This is a genomic window from Alteromonas sp. ABM1_013 (genome assembly GCF_056160505.1).
Map to the genome: position 1 here is coordinate 304,585 of NZ_JBSWXH010000001.1, position 17,952 is coordinate 322,536.

Annotated in this window: 12 protein-coding genes; 11 read left to right on the plus strand and 1 reads right to left on the minus strand. The window is 45.9% G+C overall.

Translation table 11 applies throughout. The features are described 5' to 3' along the window. Positions 1-382 precede the first annotated feature (382 nt). The 11 genes from ACXAGK_RS01355 (at position 383) to ACXAGK_RS01405 (ending at position 17,266) form a co-directional block, all read left to right on the plus strand. Positions 383-1,948: a SulP family inorganic anion transporter gene (locus ACXAGK_RS01355; protein ID WP_474853596.1), complete on the plus strand. Its 1,566-nt coding sequence runs from the start codon at positions 383-385 to the stop codon at positions 1,946-1,948. 311 nt (positions 1,949-2,259) lie between these two features. Then, on the plus strand, positions 2,260-4,809 hold the full coding sequence (gene nirB, locus ACXAGK_RS01360) for a nitrite reductase large subunit NirB (protein ID WP_474853598.1): 2,550 nt from the start codon (positions 2,260-2,262) through the stop codon (positions 4,807-4,809). Between the two features lie 57 nt (positions 4,810-4,866). Continuing rightward, on the plus strand, positions 4,867-5,235 hold the full coding sequence (gene nirD, locus ACXAGK_RS01365; RefSeq protein WP_474853600.1) for a nitrite reductase small subunit NirD: 369 nt from the start codon (positions 4,867-4,869) through the stop codon (positions 5,233-5,235). An 87-nt stretch (positions 5,236-5,322) separates the two neighbouring features. After that, positions 5,323-8,232 (plus strand): nitrate reductase, encoded by a 2,910-nt coding sequence (locus ACXAGK_RS01370; protein ID WP_474853602.1) that lies wholly within the window; start codon positions 5,323-5,325, stop codon positions 8,230-8,232. 12 nt (positions 8,233-8,244) lie between these two features. Next, a complete protein-coding gene (gene cobA, locus ACXAGK_RS01375) occupies positions 8,245-9,222 on the plus strand; it encodes a uroporphyrinogen-III C-methyltransferase (protein WP_474853603.1) in 978 nt (325 codons plus the stop codon). Further along, a complete protein-coding gene (locus ACXAGK_RS01380; RefSeq protein WP_474853605.1) occupies positions 9,206-10,192 on the plus strand; it encodes a glycosyl transferase family protein in 987 nt (328 codons plus the stop codon). Before cobA ends, ACXAGK_RS01380 begins: the two co-directional genes overlap by 17 nt. A 438-nt stretch (positions 10,193-10,630) precedes the next feature. Beyond that, on the plus strand, positions 10,631-11,947 hold the full coding sequence (locus ACXAGK_RS01385; RefSeq protein WP_474853606.1) for a methyl-accepting chemotaxis protein: 1,317 nt from the start codon (positions 10,631-10,633) through the stop codon (positions 11,945-11,947). A 578-nt stretch (positions 11,948-12,525) separates the two neighbouring features. Beyond that, complete coding sequence (locus ACXAGK_RS01390) at positions 12,526-13,935, plus strand: CmpA/NrtA family ABC transporter substrate-binding protein (RefSeq protein WP_474853608.1); 1,410 nt, start codon at positions 12,526-12,528, stop codon at positions 13,933-13,935. A gap of 86 nt (positions 13,936-14,021) precedes the next feature. Continuing rightward, on the plus strand, positions 14,022-15,017 hold the full coding sequence (locus ACXAGK_RS01395; RefSeq protein WP_474853610.1) for an ABC transporter permease: 996 nt from the start codon (positions 14,022-14,024) through the stop codon (positions 15,015-15,017). 16 nt (positions 15,018-15,033) lie between these two features. After that, positions 15,034-15,909, plus strand: a complete 876-nt coding sequence (locus ACXAGK_RS01400; protein ID WP_474808744.1) for an ABC transporter ATP-binding protein — start codon at positions 15,034-15,036, stop codon at positions 15,907-15,909. A 136-nt stretch (positions 15,910-16,045) separates the two neighbouring features. Further along, positions 16,046-17,266, plus strand: a complete 1,221-nt coding sequence (locus ACXAGK_RS01405) for an alginate export family protein (RefSeq protein ID WP_474853612.1) — start codon at positions 16,046-16,048, stop codon at positions 17,264-17,266. 69 nt (positions 17,267-17,335) lie between these two features. Here ACXAGK_RS01405 and ACXAGK_RS01410 read toward each other — a convergent pair whose 3' ends face one another. After that, the gene (locus ACXAGK_RS01410; protein WP_461852800.1) at positions 17,336-17,926 is read right to left on the minus strand and encodes an HD domain-containing protein; all 591 of its coding nucleotides are present in this window, start codon (positions 17,924-17,926) and stop codon (positions 17,336-17,338) included. Between the last annotated feature and the right edge of the window lie 26 nt (positions 17,927-17,952).

Below are 17,952 nucleotides of genomic sequence, written 5' to 3' on the forward strand. Positions count from 1 at the left end.
GCGCGAAGTAGCGGGCCAATAATACGAGCTAATGCTACGGGCTCCTGCTAAGAGCTAAGCGCAACGATGGGCTAGGTTAATAAAATACTGCAATACGATGCCACGTAAGATGCCTTTTGTCAGCAAAGGCCCCAAAATTTAGCGCATCTGAAACTAAACCAAGAAGCGGCGTTAACAAGAAACTAAATGGCTTTTGCTTTTGTTGTCTTGCCGCTGCCCCCTCTGAACTGTGTTCGTGCGTCAGTAACAATCTATTAAAAGATTTTAAGCTACAATGGTGGTAGAATCGCCGAAAAATCATCCTGCCTACTTGGTGTACTGCTATCACGCGGTTTACGCCACGGTGGGTTGTTGTGTTTAACATCTTAGCTTCTGAGAGAACATGTTCGATTTAATTACCAGTAAAGACAGCAACGTTAAGAACGACGTGCTATCAGGTATTACAGTGGCACTAGCCCTGGTCCCTGAAGCCGTCGCATTTGCATTTGTAGCCGGCGTAGAACCAATGATTGGTCTATACGCGGCCTTCATGATGGGCTTGATCACTTCGGCTATTGGTGGCCGTCCAGGAATGATTTCTGGTGCTACTGGCGCTATGGCCGTTGTAATGGTGGCGCTGGTTGCCCAGCACGGCGTGCAATATCTATTCGCCGCGGTTATTTTAGCCGGCTTACTGCAAATTATGTGCGGTATATTCAAGCTAGGAAAGTTTATTCGTCTAGTGCCATACCCGGTAATGCTTGGCTTTGTAAACGGTCTTGCAATCGTTATTTTCTTGGCGCAATTAGGCCAGTTTAAAGTTACTAACGCTGCTGGAGAATTGCAGTGGATGGAAGGTACGCTGCTGTACTGGATGCTAGGGCTCGTGGCGTTAACCATGGCCATTATCTATTTACTGCCTAAGCTAACCAAAGCTGTTCCTGCGTCGCTAGTAGCGATTGTTACGGTAACAGCATTAGTACACGGCCTCGACTTAGAAGCACGTACGGTAATCGACTTTGTTCGTGACCTGTTACCGGCTGACCAGCGTGATACTGCAACGCTAGCGGGTGAGCTTCCTAGCTTTGCTATTCCTATGGTGCCGTTCACCTGGGAAACCTTCATGATAGTACTACCAACCTCAGTGATTCTTTGCTTGGTCGGTCTTATTGAATCGCTTCTTACTCTTTCATTAATTGATGAAATGACCGATACCCGTGGTCGCGGTAATAAAGAGTGTGTTGGCCAAGGCGTTGCAAATACCGTTAACGGTTTCTTTGGCGGTATGGGTGGTTGTGCCATGATTGGTCAAAGTATGATCAATATAAACTCTGGCGGCCGTGGTCGCTTATCCGGTATTACTGCCGCACTTGTACTATTGGGCTTCATTCTATTTGCAGCACCGCTTATTGAAATGATCCCGCTTGCTGCTCTTGTTGGCGTAATGTTCGTCGTAGTTATCGCTACCTTCGAGTGGGCCTCATTCAGAATTATTCGCGGCGTAAACAAAGAAGATGCCTTTGTACTATTTTTAGTGACAGGCGTTACCGTTATTGCTGACCTTGCCATTGCGGTGGTTGTCGGTGTTATCGTTTCTGCCCTTGTGTTTGCATGGAAACACGCTCGTCATATTGAAGCGAAATCGCATATCGATAACGACGGTTGGAAAGTCTATGAGCTAGACGGCCCGCTTTTCTTTGGCTCGGTATCGCATTTCAAAGACCTGTTTGATATCGCTAACGACCCTAATGATGTAGTTATCGATTTTAAAGACTCTCGCATTTGGGATTCATCAGGTATCGATGCGCTAGATACCCTTGCTGACAAATACGAAGAGCAGGGTAAAAAGCTACACATTCGCCATATCAGTGATGAGTGTCGCTCACTGCTTCGCAAGGCCGATAAGTTTGTTGAAATTAATGTAGTTGAAGACCCTCGCTACCGCGTAGCGACGGATAAGCTGGCCTAAGTTATTTGAAAGCCTTAATGCACCAAGTAAACACAGTTTTGCGTTTGTTTGGTGCAGTTGTGAAGTCTGAATAATGCTTATTTTTTAGTAAATCAAATAAAAACAATTGTTTACGGTTTTGGCACTGAACTTGGATAGCTATAAACGTAAAGTGTGTTTTGGTGATTTGTGTCAATCGCTGAAAATTGTGTGATTTATAACACTCCGTAAAATGTGTTAGCCGACCTAAACCGTTGGCAAAATAGGCAACGAAGCCCGCATCAACGAAAGTTGAAGCGGGCTTTTTTTTGTCCCGAAAAAAGGGGAATACCATGACTTCATTGGACTCAAAAACGCAAATTGTCGTCGTAGGCAACGGCATGGTGGGGCATCATTTTGTTGAGCAGCTTCACCAAAGCGATGCCAATGTAGAAATAACCGTTTTATGCGGCGAGTCTCGCCTCGCATACGACCGCGTTTATCTGTCATCATTTTTTAGTGGCGCTAGTGCTGATGACCTAGCGCTTACTACACCCGCTCAGTACGCCGAATGGGGCGTAAACGTAGTCACCAATGCCTTGGTGACGGATATAGACCGTGACCATAATAAAGTGACGACTTCTGAAGGGCAGGTGTTTAGCTACGATAAGCTGGTTCTTGCCACTGGTTCTTATCCATTCGTGCCTCCCATTCCCGGGAACGACCAAGAACATTGCTTAGTGTACCGAACCATAGACGATCTACTCGCTATTGAAGCGTCAGCAGCGGTGAGCAAGGTAGGCGTTGTCGTTGGCGGCGGTCTTCTAGGTTTAGAAGCGGCGAATGCCTTAAAGCAAGCTGGGCTAGATACTCACGTGGTTGAATTCGCACCACAGCTAATGGCAGTGCAGCTAGACCAAGCCGGTGGGACAGTGCTTAAAGACAAAATTGAAGATTTAGGCGTAACCGTTCATACCCAAAAAGCAACCCAAACTATCGAAGCTGGTGATACCTGCCGCTATAAAATGGTATTTGCAGACGGCACTGCGCTAGAAACTGACATGATTTTATTTTCTGCTGGTATTCGACCTTCCGATCAGCTCGGTAGAAAATCAGCGCTAACACTAGGTGAGCGCGGCGGTATCGTCATTGATAATCACTGCGTGACCTCTGACCCTAATATTTACGCGGTGGGCGAATGTGCACTGTGGGATAACAAAATCTTTGGCCTGGTAGCACCTGGCTATACCATGGCGCGCACGGCTGTAAGTCATATCACCGGCGGCGATGCCGAGTTCGCTGGCGCAGATATGAGTACCAAACTCAAGCTAATGGGTGTGGAAGTGGGCTCAATTGGCGATGCTCATGAACGCACAGCCGGTGCGCTTAGCTACACTTATTTAAATCAGCCAGAAGGCGTGTACAAAAAGCTGGTGGTAGATAGCGAGCAAAAGTACGTGCTTGGTGCTGTACTCGTTGGCGATACCAGCGACTACGACACGCTATTACAATATGCGCTTAACAGCATCGAATTACCTGAACACCCAGAAAGCCTGATTTTGCCATCTTCTGATGCTGCACCAGCATTAGGTGCCGATGCACTTCCAGACACAGCCTCTATTTGTTCATGCCTAAACGTGACTAAGGGCGACATTGTTTCAGCTATTGAAGGTGGCTGTTGCAGCGTTGGCGATGTAAAAGGTGAAACTAAAGCCAGTACTGGTTGTGGAGGCTGTGCCGCACTACTTAAAAACGTAGTAGATAGCGAGCTTGAAAAGCGCGGTGTTGAAGTATCAAAAGCGATTTGTGAGCACTTTAATTACACCCGACAAGAACTGTTTCACATTGTTAAAGTTAACGGCATTCGCACCTTCGACGAACTACTTGAACAGCATGGTGAAGGTTTAGGTTGTGAAATTTGTAAGCCCGCTGTGGGCTCAATTTTAGCCTCGGTGTATAACGATTACATTCTTAAGGCTTCACATCTTCCTCTGCAAGACACCAACGATATCTACCTTGGCAACATGCAAAAAGATGGCACGTATTCCGTTGTACCGCGTGTACCTGGTGGCGAAATAACGCCTGAGAAGTTGATTCTGTTAGGTGAAGTGGCAAAAGAATACAACCTGTACACCAAGATCACGGGTGGTCAGCGCATTGATTTATTTGGAGCGCGCGTAGAGCACTTACCTGATATCTGGGAAAAACTCGTCGCTGGCGGTTTTGAAACCGGCCACGCTTACGCCAAGGCACTGCGTACTGTGAAATCGTGTGTGGGCAGCACCTGGTGCCGCTACGGTGTACAGGACTCTGTGGGCACTGCCATTGACTTAGAGAATCGTTACAAAGGCTTACGTGCGCCGCACAAAATTAAATTTGCCGTCTCGGGGTGTACCCGTGAGTGCGCAGAAGCCCAAAGCAAAGACATTGGTGTTATTGCTACCGAGCAAGGCTGGAACCTGTATGTTTGCGGGAATGGCGGCATGAAGCCTCGACATGCAGACCTGTTTGCCACCGACCTAGATACCGAAACCCTTATTAAGTACATCGACCGCGTGCTGATGTTTTACGTGAAAACGGCTGATCGCCTACAGCGCACATCGGTGTGGATGGACAACTTAGAAGGTGGGTTAGCTTACTTGCAAGACGTTGTGATAAACGATGCTCTTGGCATTAATGGTGAGCTTGAAGCACAGATGGATGCTGTGGTTGATGCTTATCAGTGCGAATGGAAAACCACCATTGAAAACCCTGAGTCGCGTAAGCGTTTCCGTCAATTTGTAAACAGTAGTGCCAGCGACACCAATATTCAGTTTGTTTCAGAGCGGGGGCAGGTTCGTCCAGCTACTGAAGCTGAAAAAGTAGCAGGGAAAGATCAGTTTATTCCCGTCTCTATGGTGTAGTTCACAAAATTAATGGTGTAGCCACTGGCTTATCAACCTTGTTAGGAGATACAAATTATGACAGCTGCGCAAAACGTAATAGCGTCGGAACAGGCAGTGCAATGGCACCTTGTTTGTGAGACGAAGGACCTAGTGACAAACAGCGGCGTTTGCGCCCTTGTTGACTCACAGCAAGTAGCGCTTTTCTGCTTGAAAATAAAGGGCGAAACAAAGGTTTTCGCCATTAGTAACTACGACCCTATTGGTAAAGCAAACGTACTTTATCGCGGGCTTTTGGGGTCGATAGGCGGTGCGCCAGTTGTCGCTTCGCCGTTGTACAAAGAGCATTACTTTTTGAAAACCGGGCTGTGTAAAGAACGCGATGATGTATTCGTCACGGCTTATCCTGTGAAGGTAGAGGGCGAAAAGGTTTTTGTCGGCGTTTAACAAACTGTCTTTATTTGAACGCCCACATGAATAGAGTCTTCTTGCAAAAACGCATTCAATTACTTCGAAATCGAAAAAGGTAATGAAATGAATATGGCTACACGACAACCCGAAATGATGTCTGAACAATTAAGACAAACAACATGCCCATACTGCGGCGTAGGGTGTGGTGTAGATATCAGTTGCAACGTAAGCAAGCGTGCCACAACCCTGGACACTGTTAAAGGCACGCCAGAGCATCCCGCCAATTATGGAAGATTGTGTGTTAAAGGAACAAACCTGCTTGAAACAAACGACCTAAATGGGCGTTTGCTTCACCCAGCCATAGCAGGTCAATCGGTGGATTGGGACACGGCCACCGATGTGATTGCGGATAAGATCACCTCTACCATTGCGCAGTATGGCGCGGATGCCGTTGCTTTTTATGTATCAGGCCAGCTTCTTACTGAAGACTACTACATTGCCAATAAGCTTATGAAAGGTTATATCGGCAGTGCCAATATCGATACCAACTCTCGACTTTGCATGTCATCAGCGGTAGCTGCTTATAAGCGCGCCTTTGGTGAAGACGTGGTGCCTTGCGATTACACCGACTTAGAGTGTACAGATTTATTGGTAATTACGGGAAGTAATACGGCGTGGGCCCATCCTGTGCTTTTTCAGCGCATTCAGCGAGCAAAGCTTAAAAATCCAAATATGAAGGTCATCGTTGTCGACCCGCGCAAAACCGAAACCTGTACGATAGCCGACTTACATCTTCCTATAAAACCAGGTAGCGACGTTGCGCTGTTTAATGGCTTACTTAGCTATGCAAACGCACAAGGTAGAATAGATAGAACCACCGTCGAAACCTATGCCGAGGGGCTTGATGAAGCGCTTGAAAGTGCAAGTGGCTTAACGCTGGATGACGTGGCTAGCGTATGCGATATAGAAAAAACCAAGGTTAAGGCTTTTTTCGACGCATTCTGTGAAGCATCTAGCGCCATTACTTTTTATTCTATGGGCGTTAATCAGTCTTCCGCTGGCGTAGATAAAGCCCAAGCCATTATTAACTGCCACCTAGCTACAGACTTGATTGCCAAAGACGGTTGTGGTCCGTTTTCCATCACAGGTCAGCCTAATGCCATGGGGGGGCGTGAAGTAGGCGGGCTAGCTAACATGCTAGCTGCCCACATGGATTTAGAAAACCCAGAGCATATCGAAGCAGTAAAAACCTACTGGGACGCACCCGTTATGCCCAAAGGGCAGGGGCTTAAAGCTGTAGACCTCTTTAACGCAATAGAAAGTGGAAAGGTTAAATTCGTTTGGATAATGGGGACTAACCCTGTTGTCAGTATGCCCAACCGAGGCCAAGTTGAGCGCGCACTTTCAAAGTGCGAGATGGTCGTAGTGTCTGATATTGTTGAATCGAATGATACGCTTAACTACGCCCACATTGCCCTTCCTGCCTCGGGATGGTCAGAAAAAGACGGCACAGTGACGAATTCAGAGCGCCGTATATCACGTCAGCGGGGCATATTGCACCCGCCTGGAAATTCAAAACACGATTGGCAAATTATGTGCGACGTGGCGGCTAAAATGGGTTTTGGCGAGGCATTTAGCTTTACTCATCCGTCGCAAATATTCTGCGAATACGCTGGCTTAACTGGCTATCACAATAATGGCAAACGCCAGTTAGACTTAACACCTTTGCAAATGCTAAGTGAAGCGCAGTACAACGCTCTATCACCTATCCAGTGGCCTTTTCAGAGCGCGGTTTTGAATACTCCCTCATCCGGTACCAAGCTTAACGCAAACACTAAGCCCAACCTTATCAGTAAGCGTCCTTTTGAAGATAAGCAGTTTTCGACGCCTAGCGGTAAGGCTAAACTGATTCCCGTAACCTATAAAGCTCCACTGCAGGTTACTTCAGATGCATACCCTTTTGTCGTTAACAGCGGTCGAGCTCGAGATCAATGGCATACCATGACGCGCACGGGTAAAGCCGCAAAGTTACTCGCCCATATGCCGAGCGCCTCTGTCTACATAAACCCAAAAGACGCTGCTGAGTTAGGTGTTGCAAATAATGACCTCGTTTCTTTGACAAGTGCGGTGTGTCAAGACGCCCCAGCTATCTATCCGGTAAAAACAGATGCGGACATGCGCAAAAAAGAAGTGTTTATACCCATACACTGGTCGGCGCAATGGGGTTCTCACAGTAAGCTAGGTGCACTTTACGCGAGCGCGGTAGACCCGATTTCAGGGCAGCCCGAACTAAAACACGCTGCAGTGGCTATTGCACCTGTACGTTACGCTACGTATGGGAAACTTTTTTTATCATCAAAGATACAGTCGTCACACGACTCCAAAACAAACATCGATAATCCCAGCATCGATAATCCCAGTATTGATAATCACGATACGCTAAAGAAAGAATGTGATTACTGGAATAAAACACCGCTTGAGGCCGAAGGCGCTACATCAAGCGGAAGTAGTTCTGAAGATGCACTATCGGTGTTAAACGTAGCTTCGAACAAAAGCCGTCGTGAATTTACACAAAGCTTGATACCACGGCTACCGCAAAACGCGGTGCTATTACAGTTTCACCATCACACTTTTTCAGTATGCCTTGCGCTTGTCGATGACCTACTGTGCTTCGCCGCATTTCTGGGCGATGAGCCAGAAAAAACAGGCTCGGCTCATGTGGCGGCACAGACAAAAAGCACTTGGTCAGTTCCGAATGCGTGGCTTGCCAGCCTATTAAATACGGCGATTTCCACTGAGTCACAACGCAATTTATTACGAGGCCAAGTGGATGAAGCGTTTTTAAATGGCGATGTAGTTTGCAGCTGTTTTGAAGTGCGTGAAAAGACGATTACAGATGCGATCACCATAGGCTGTTCATCGGTAAGCGAACTTGGTAAGCAGTTAAAATGCGGCACTAACTGTGGTTCTTGCAAGCCCGCCTTGTCTGAGCTTATAGACAAGCATTTAGTTATAGAAACCCAATCTGTTTAGGAGCGTTAAATTATGTCAATTGCATCTAGTTGGTCTTTACCGTTTTTGCGCACCTTATTCAAACAGCAGAAACCTTTGTTTAATCTTTTTTATCGCGATGCCAATGTGGCTAAGACTTCGACTACTCGCCAGCGTTCTGGCAATTTCAAACCCTTGACTAAGTATTCGTACCTAGACAGGTGGCTGAATACAACAAACCTTGGCGATGAGCGTCAGCAGCAGGGCCAAGTATTTATTGTAGGCGCAGGTCCTGGCGACGCCGAGTTACTTACCTTGAAAGCGCTTCGCCTTTTACAGCAAGCCGATGTGGTACTGTTTGATGCACTTGTAAGCGAAGATATTCTTTCGCTTATTCCATCTAGTGTAGCGAAAGAATACGTAGGCAAGCGCTGTAAAAAACATAGTTTTACCCAGGACGCTATCTGCAAACGGGTGGTTGAACTTGCCAGTTTGGGTCATACCGTGGTGCGACTAAAAGGCGGTGACCCAGCCCTATTTGCAAGAACCTGCGAAGAAACCGATGCACTCACAAAAGCCAACATTCCTTTTGCTATTGTTCCTGGTATTACGGCAGCATCGGGTGTGTCAGCCTATACGGGGATCCCTTTAACCGACAGGCGTTGTGCTCAGTCGGTGAGCTTTATGACCGCACATTTTAAGGACGTGGATCAATGGCCAGAAATGGCACCCATGGCGCAAAATGTATTGAAGCAAACCATGGTGGTTTATATGGGGCTAAGCCGACTTGAAGGGCTATGCAAAGGCTTGATTCATCACAACGTGCCAACGACATGGCCAGTAGCGGCAATTGAAAATGCCACTTCGCCTCAACAGCGCGTAATCACTGGCGTGCTTGCCGATATTCATAGCAAGGTAGAAGCAGCAAATTTAACGGGGCCTACGTTACTTATATTTGGAAAGGTGGTAGAGTCTCGTCAACAGGTAAATACACTTCTACTACATTCATCCGAGCATGCAGCAACCATTTAGCGAATACATAAAAATTATTGGTAAGGGTCAAAAAGGGGGGCGTAGCCTCACCCGTGATGAAGCTTATCATGCCATGAAAATGGTATTGGCCAATGAAGTGACCGGCGATCAACGGGGCGCATTTCTTATGTTACTTCGCACCCGTGAAGAAACACCAGAAGAAGTAATTGGTTTTGTTGATGCATGTCGAGAATTGATTGAGCCAGAGGTTAAGACACTTAGCCCAACGTTAGATATTGGGTGTTATGCAGGAAAACGTCGTCAGCTTCCTTGGTACTTACTGGCCGTAGCCGTACTAGCCAAAAACGGTTATTCCATTATGCTTCACGGTGCCCATGAACCCGGTTCGGGTCGTCTTTATGCAAGTATAGCATTGCCAAAGTTGGGACTACCTGAAGTCACCAGTATCGCTGAGGCAAACCAGCAGCTTGCTGATAAAAGCGTAACCTATCTCGATTTATCTTACTTATTACCTTCGCTGGATACCATCATCAAGCTACGCGAAGTGTTTGGGCTACGCTCTTGTGCCAACACCCTAGCCAGGCTATTGAACCCCACCAGCGCAGAATTTTGTGTGCAGGGGGTTTACCACATGCACCTTGACCATAAGCATTGTCGCGTTAATGAAAATTACCCGTCAATAAACGCCCTTTGTTTTCGCGGCGATGGTGGCGACCCCGAGGTTAACGGAGAACGAGAAACCGAACTTTTCATTACCCGTAATGGTAAAACTGACGAAGTAATAATGCCGGTGGTTGCTGACAAGTGGGCGCTAAAAGACAAAGATATGAACGTAGACGATATGCTCGACGTGTGGAAGGGTGAAGCGAACAGCCTTTACGGTGAACAGGCTATTTTAAGCACACTTGCCAGCTATCTAGTGCTTCTACAAAGTTGTGATGTTGCAGATGCCTTATCGCAAGCACGACAGCTTTGGGCGCAGCGAGATAAGAACGCATCGCCATTCTAATGACTTGGTTGTGTTGACCATTTTCTTTACTAGAGACCACGCTTATTTGATCGCGAACTACCAGCTTAAACATGGAATTTATCAGAGCATAAAAAGCTTTTAGATTGACGAAAAATTGCCAATCGTCGTATTGTCTTAATCGCTGCGTATATACATCACTTCCGTAAAGAGAGGCTGAGCAATCCCAGAGTTTGCTTGTTCTGGTTCACAGGGTAAGATCTTTCATTGACCAACAAATATTAATGCTTTTATTTTTGTTGATCCCTAATAATCTCGATTTCCTCTGCTATCTTTAATCAAAACCGAAAAAAATTAGCTTATCGTTCCTGATACTAACCGTAATTGCGAGTGACGGAGCACGTACTATTTCAAATGTGCTGCATCGCCGAAGGGTTACAGGCTGACGAATAAGCGCGCTTAGTTCATCAGGAGCAGAGGATGTTTTTCAAAAATAAAGAGGTAATAGCTGAAAACTCACGTTTGAAAAAGGAGATTGAGGCATATCAAACAGTTCAGGAGGAGCTGCGCGAAGAGATGCTTTATATAGAATTAAACCCTGACGGTAGGGTTAATGCTATCAACGACTTGTGTTCTCAGGCAACTGGTTACTCAATAGGTGAATTAGAGGGAAAGTCTCTAGAGAGATTGATGAGCCAAAGTGCGCTTAGAAAACCTGCTGGACAGGATATGCTCGGTGCGATTAAAACGCATCGTCATTGGCATGGAGCAGTCAGTTTTTTAGATGCGAAAGGTCAAGAAATGTGGGTACGCGGTATTGTGCAGCCCGTTGATGACGCGAACGGTAACGTAAAATATATCGCCTTCTACATGGCAGAACAAACGCGAAACATCACTTTTAGCAACGAACTGCGCGATATGATTGCTGCGCTCCACCGCTCATCTGCTGTGATTGAGTTCAATTTAGATGGAACGATAATAACAGCGAATGACAACTTTCTTAAAGGTATGGGGTACTCCCTAGAGCAGATAGAAGGTAAGCATCACAGAATGTTTTGTACCGAACAAGAAGCTAATTCAGAAGAATATAAACATTTCTGGCGGGACTTAGCTGAAGGGAAATTAGAATCAGGTAGGTTTAAGCGAATAGATAGCCGGGGCAACGAAGTTTGGTTAGAAGCGTCGTATAACCCAATTAGAAATGAAGACGGAAACCTTTATAAAGTCGTTAAGTTTGCCACCGTCATTACTGAGCAAATGCAGCGTGAGTTTGCAATTTCTGAAGCGGCTAATGTGGCATTTAATATCTCGCAAGAGACAGGAGAGCAAGCCCGCAAAGGTAATGAAGTGCTTAATGCCACAGTGAAAGCAATGAATGAGCTCACCACTCAAATGGGCAATGCGAGCGAAGGCATCAAAGACCTCGATGAGCAATCACAAAAAGTTGCCGATTTGGTACAAAGTATCAGTGGAATTGCTGATCAAACCAATTTGCTCGCGCTTAACGCCGCTATCGAAGCCGCTCGCGCAGGTGACCAAGGTCGAGGGTTTGCTGTTGTTGCCGATGAAGTAAGGCAATTGGCTTCACGAACAAGTAGCGCTACGGAAGAGATAGTCAACGTTGTTGTAGAGAACAGAAAACTTACTGAAAATGCCGTTCAGCTTATTGAAGCAGGACAGGAAAAAGCCCGAGATGCACTTGAATATTCAACACAATCAGGTAACGCGATGGGTGAAATTCAAAGTGGAGCAAATGAAGTAGTGAACGCTATCGGACAGTTCACTAAACGTCTATAGATCAAAGCGTCTATCATTCGTGTTGGGCGTGTTTATACGTTTAAATATACTCAATCGTGGTGCTTGTTTGCTCGCACCATGGTTGAACACCTCCCCCGTTTTGGTGCACAAAACCTTTCTTTAGTTTGTAAGTGCCTAGCTATATTTTTCAGTATTTCTTTAAGAATCATATGGTTAAATTCTTGGCACGTTGGCTGCAAATACATACGTGCAAAACAACGTTGCCGTACAAGGCTGCGAATGCGACACGACTGCTTAGGCATCGTGTAATGCACAACATTTTCCATAGTGTGAATAAGAAAAACTAATAGGAATCAGTGGAGAACGGTAAGGAAGCTCCAACTTCTCCAGCAATTATGGCAAATGATAATAATAAGAAAAGATGGTTTTATTAAGCTAAAGCTTTTTTATAACCTCCCTTTAAGATGAGGTGTGTGAGCGGGAATTCCTGACTTACCAATAACAACTTGATGCGTTAGTAATTACTCCGATGTTACTAACACGGCAACGAAGCCCACCGTGCTAGACATGTAAATGTCTATAGCTGGTGGGTTTTTTTTTGGCTACGAGGAACACGTATGACTGGGTTAAAGACAACATCATTACTAAAACGCTTTAGAACGGTGGGCGCGAGCGTTTGTGCTGCACTTGTCGTTTCTGTAGCAACATTTTCAACATCTGTTTCAGCACAAGCGCCCGCAGTAGGTTGGCCAGAGAAAGAAGAACTGAAGTTTGGTTTTATTAAACTAACAGATATGGCGCCGCTTGCTGTGGCGTATGAAAAAGGCTTTTTCGAAGATGAAGGGCTATACGTCACATTAGAAGCGCAAGCAAACTGGAAAGTGCTGCTAGACCGGGTTATTGATGGCCAGCTAGATGGCGCTCACATGCTTGCAGGTCAACCACTTGGCGCGACTATTGGCTTTGGTACGGAATCCCATGTAGTTACTGCGTTTAGCATGGACCTAAACGGAAATGGCATTACCGTATCAAACGAGATCTGGGAGAAAATGAAGGCGCACATTCCACAGGAAGATGGCAAGCCTGTACACCCAATCAAAGCTGATTATCTTAAACCGGTTGTTGATGAATACCGCAACGCCGGTAAACCTTTCAATATGGGCATGGTATTTCCTGTTTCTACCCACAACTACGAGCTGCGTTATTGGCTAGCAGCAGGTGGCATTCACCCAGGTTATTACGCTCCTCATAAAGGTGATACCGCAGGCCAAATCGATGCACAAGCACTATTGTCTGTAACGCCACCACCACAAATGCCAGCGACTATGGAAGCAGGCACTATTTATGGCTACTGCGTAGGTGAGCCATGGAACCAGCAAGCGGTGTTTAAAGGTATCGGTGTACCTGTAATTACCGATTATGAGATCTGGAAAAACAACCCTGAAAAAGTGTTTGGTGTAAGCCAAGGTTGGGCTGACAAGTATCCAAATACTCACATACGCGTGGTAAAAGCCTTAATTCGTGCAGCAATGTGGTTGGATGAAAACGACAATGCTAATCGTCCTGAAGCAGTAAAAATTCTTGCTAAAAGCAACTACGTTGGCGCAGACGAAGACGTACTGGCTAACAGCATGACGGGCACCTTTGAATACGAAAAAGGCGACAAGCGTGACGTGCCAGACTTCAATGTGTTCTTCCGCTACAACGCTACTTACCCGTACTACAGTGATGCAATTTGGTATCTCACACAAATGCGCCGCTGGGGACAAATTTCAGAAGCTAAGTCTGACGATTGGTACAAGGAAACGGCCAAAAAGGTCTACAAGCCAGAAGTTTATGCCCAAGCTGCTAAAGCGCTTATCGCTGAGGGTAAAGCAAAGGCATCTGATTTCCCTGAGTTTGGAACGGAAACAGGTTATAAGCCGCCTCAGAGCGAGTTTATTGATGGCGTAACGTTTGATGGAAGCAAGCCTAACGCTTACTTAGAGCAATTTGATATTGGTCTTAAAGGCGACACTGTTCTGTAAGTGTCTCGTAAAGTTGCCTCGTCGACCCTCAGGTGAGACGGGGCATTCAAAGCGCAATAGCGCACATTAAATATCAGGAGCAAGCAATGAGCAAGATGACAACCATTCTTCGCCTTCCATCATCGCCGTCAAACGCAAACTCTTTATTGAGTCGTTTATATCAATCCACGCCTGCGTTGTTGCTGCCTGTAATCGGCTTGCTGATGTTTCTGGCTATTTGGAATGGCGTTGCAAAAAGTATCGATACATCGTTAGGCCAATTTCCAGGCCCTGCACAAGTTTTTGAACAAGCGGGTGCTTTAATAGACGAGCATGTCGCCCAGCGTGAAAAGGCAGATGCTTTCTATCAACGTCAGGAAGAACGAAATGCAGCGCGTGTGGCGCAAGACCCTACTTATAAGCCTAAGATACGAGACTTTACCGGTGCGCCCACGTTCTTCGATCAAATTTGGACCAGCCTCTACACCGTTATGGTTGGGTTTTTTATTGCATCAGTAGTTGCAGTTCCATTGGGTATTTTGTGTGGTTTAAGCAAATCAGCCTACACGGCAATAAACCCGCTTATTCAATTATTCAAACCCGTTTCGCCACTAGCATGGTTACCACTAGTCACTATGGTAGTAAGTGCGCTTTATGTCAGTGATGACCCAGCGTTTTCAAAGTCGTTTGTTACTTCTGCCTTCACGGTCTCGCTTTGCTGCCTATGGCCAACCCTTATTAACACTGCGGTAGGGGTGTCAAACATTGAAAAAGATCTTATCAACGTAAGCAAAGTGCTGCGTCTTACGCCTTTTGCCCACCTTACGAAAATAGTACTGCCATCTTCAATCCCTATGATCTTCACAGGCCTTCGTTTGTCTTTGGGCATTGGTTGGATGGTACTTATTGCCGCAGAAATGCTTGCTCAAAACCCTGGCTTAGGAAAGTTTGTCTGGGATGAGTTTCAAAACGGTAGTTCAGAATCCTTAGCCCGAATCATGGTGGCAGTATTAACTATCGGTGTAATCGGCTTCGTACTGGACCGTTTAATGTTATCAATTCAGCGCGCGGTAAGCTGGGATAAGTCGAGCGTATTACGCTAATTTTGAGGAGAAATTTATGCATACTAAACATTTAGAATTAGAGCAGGTAGGTATCGACTTCCCAACTCCAAAGGGCCCCTTTACTGCGCTTCAAGATGTAAATCTTAAAATTAGCAAAGGTGAATTTGTTTCATTGATTGGCCACTCAGGCTGCGGAAAGTCGACAGTGCTAAATATTATCGCGGGTTTACACCAAGCGACTTCAGGAGGCGTAATATTAGATGGCGCTGAAGTGAAGCAGCCTGGACCAGAGCGCGCCGTAGTATTTCAAAACCATTCGCTATTGCCTTGGCTTACGGTATATAAGAACGTTGAGTTGGCCGTTAAATCCACCATGCGAGGTAAGAGTAAAGGCGAGATGCGAGAATGGATCATGCACAACTTAGAGCTTGTACACATGACTCACGCACTCGACAAATTGCCAAGTGAGATCTCCGGGGGTATGAAACAACGAGTAGGTATTGCCCGTGCATTGGCAATGGAACCTAAAGTGTTATTGATGGACGAACCGTTTGGCGCGCTTGACGCATTAACCCGTGCACACCTTCAAGACTCTTTAATGGAAATTCATGCTGATTTGGGTAACACCGTCATCATGATTACCCATGACGTGGATGAAGCAGTATTGCTATCTGATCGCATCGTAATGATGAACAATGGGCCTGCCGCCACCATTGGTGAAATTCTAGATATTGAGTTGCCTCGCCCGCGCGACCGATTAGCGCTTGCCGACAACAAACAATATAACCACTACAGACATGAGGTATTAACCTTCCTTTACGACAAACAGAAGAAGGTTGAAACCGTTACTTCACGTACTAACAACGCATCATCAAAACCCAGCGGGGTGACATCTGAAAAAAAAGACACTAAAAAATCAGATGCTGCCTAGCACTATCGGCATCTGATAAGAGCGGTAGCTTTACCGCCTACAACGTATAACTTTCACTTTTTAACCGGCATTTTCATGCTGGCTGGGTAAGTGTTGGCTAATAAAAAATTAAAATCAAAACCGATAGGGAACACGCATGAACACGTTTAAAAAACTAAGCATTAATATGTTAGCTGCCTCTGTTATGGCAGTTTTAGGTGGCAGCGCAATGGCAGCTGATATTCATACCGCGCTAAGCGACTCAAAAGCATGGGCAGATCTAAACTTGCGTTATGAGGCCGTAGATCAAGACAACGCGCTAGAAGATGCAAGCGCACTGACCTTACGTACCCGTTTAGGCTTTAGCTCGGGGAGTGTTAATGGTTTCTCGTTTACCGCCGAAGTTGAAGATAGCCGCATTGTAATGGGGCAAGATGAGTTCACCGTAGGGCCTACTGGCTTCAATGTGGGTGAATACTCGGTAATTGCCGACCCTGAAACAACGGAAGTTGACCAAGCCTTTATTCAATACAAAACAGATGACTTTACCGCCAAGGTTGGTCGCCAGGTTATTACGCTAGATGACCACAGATTTGTTGGTCACGTTGGTTGGAGACAAGACCGTCAGACCTTTGATGCCGTAAGCGCAAAATATGCGGCAACTGACAATCTAGAGCTTTTCTATAGCTACTTATATAAGCGTAACCGTATTTTTGCCGAAGCTGCTGATTTAGATTCAAAAGATCATATCCTTCACGCTACTTATAAGTCGAAAATAGGTAAGTTTGTGGCCTACGCGTATTTATTAGAAGTAGATAATGATACAGACAATGCACTGGATACGTATGGCGTAAGCTACGATGGTAAAATGAAAGGTGACAGCATAAATTGGGCTTATGGCGCTGAGTTTGCTACGCAATCGAGCGAAGCTGGCGCAGGAGAGACAGCCACTGATTTCGACACGTCTTACCTAAACGCCTATCTAGCCGCAACCTTCTCTGGTGTAACCGCTAAAGTCGATTATGAAGTACTCGGTTCAGATGATGGACTGTACGGGTTTGCTACACCTCTTGCTACTCTACACAAGTTCAACGGTTGGACCGATCAGTTTTTGGGGACACCAGCACAAGGCTTACAAGACCTTAAGTTTTCACTTTCTGGCGGCCTAGCCGGTGGTAAGTGGCTTTTGGCTTATCATGATTTTAGCGCTGACGACAGCAGCAATGGCGTTGATGATTTAGGTAGTGAATTCAATGTTCAATACACCAAGAAATTTGCGGGTAAGTACAATTTCGGCATCAAGTACGGTACTTACGACGCGGGCGATATAAAAGTAGACGCTAATCGCTTTTGGATGTGGGTTGGTACGCGTTTTTAATTGCTATGCGAATTAACGCTCAGATCTAACCTAGCGTTATAGCTTCACGAAACTAGATTGGCTAAGTCGTTATTGACTTAGCCAGCCTTTTTCAACGGCTATATCTAGCTGCTGCATAACATAGTCCCACAGTGCTGGCGCACACGATTTCAAGTGTGCATTTCGCGCCTCAATTTTCTCTCTTGCAATACCGTGACGCTTCCAGCTTCCTCCATTGTCTTTCATATTTTGAAATACAGGAAGTACTCGGTCCATGGCTTTAGCAAATTCTGCATCGGCGGTTTCTGCGGCTTCAAACTCAAGCCATAAATTGAGCAGTTCGCTATCAAGTGGGCTTGGCAATAAACCAAAAATGCGCTTTGCGGCCGCGAGTTCCTTCTCAGCTTGTGCGTCATGGTCGGCTTGCTGGTTAAACGCGAACATATCACCAGCGTCAATTTCCACGATATCGTGAATAAGGATCATGCGAATAACTCGCGTGATATCAATTGGCTTGGCTGCATATTCACTCAACATATTTGCCATTAACGCAACATGCCAGCTGTGCTCTGCGGAGTTTTCTTGGCGATAGTTATCACTTGGAAGTGTAATCTGACGCTTAACCGCTTTAAGTTGATCCAGTTCACAAATGAATTCGGCAAAATCACTAACAGCATGCATGTCAAAAGACTCCTAGGCGTAAAAAT

Bases quoted from the DNA above. Each gene is read 5' to 3' on its own strand.
- nirD (WP_474853600.1), top strand. From the start codon at position 4,867: ATGACAGCTGCGCAAAACGTAATAGCGTCGGAACAGGCAGTGCAATGG.
- ACXAGK_RS01385 (WP_474853606.1), top strand. From the start codon at position 10,631: ATGTTTTTCAAAAATAAAGAGGTAATAGCTGAAAACTCACGTTTGAAA.
- ACXAGK_RS01410 (WP_461852800.1), bottom strand. From the start codon at position 17,926: ATGCATGCTGTTAGTGATTTTGCCGAATTCATTTGTGAACTGGATCAA.
- ACXAGK_RS01405 (WP_474853612.1), top strand. From the start codon at position 16,046: ATGAACACGTTTAAAAAACTAAGCATTAATATGTTAGCTGCCTCTGTT.
- ACXAGK_RS01380 (WP_474853605.1), top strand. From the start codon at position 9,206: ATGCAGCAACCATTTAGCGAATACATAAAAATTATTGGTAAGGGTCAA.
- cobA (WP_474853603.1), top strand. From the start codon at position 8,245: ATGTCAATTGCATCTAGTTGGTCTTTACCGTTTTTGCGCACCTTATTC.
- ACXAGK_RS01400 (WP_474808744.1), top strand. From the start codon at position 15,034: ATGCATACTAAACATTTAGAATTAGAGCAGGTAGGTATCGACTTCCCA.
- ACXAGK_RS01355 (WP_474853596.1), top strand. From the start codon at position 383: ATGTTCGATTTAATTACCAGTAAAGACAGCAACGTTAAGAACGACGTG.
- nirB (WP_474853598.1), top strand. From the start codon at position 2,260: ATGACTTCATTGGACTCAAAAACGCAAATTGTCGTCGTAGGCAACGGC.
- ACXAGK_RS01370 (WP_474853602.1), top strand. From the start codon at position 5,323: ATGAATATGGCTACACGACAACCCGAAATGATGTCTGAACAATTAAGA.
- ACXAGK_RS01390 (WP_474853608.1), top strand. From the start codon at position 12,526: ATGACTGGGTTAAAGACAACATCATTACTAAAACGCTTTAGAACGGTG.
- ACXAGK_RS01395 (WP_474853610.1), top strand. From the start codon at position 14,022: ATGAGCAAGATGACAACCATTCTTCGCCTTCCATCATCGCCGTCAAAC.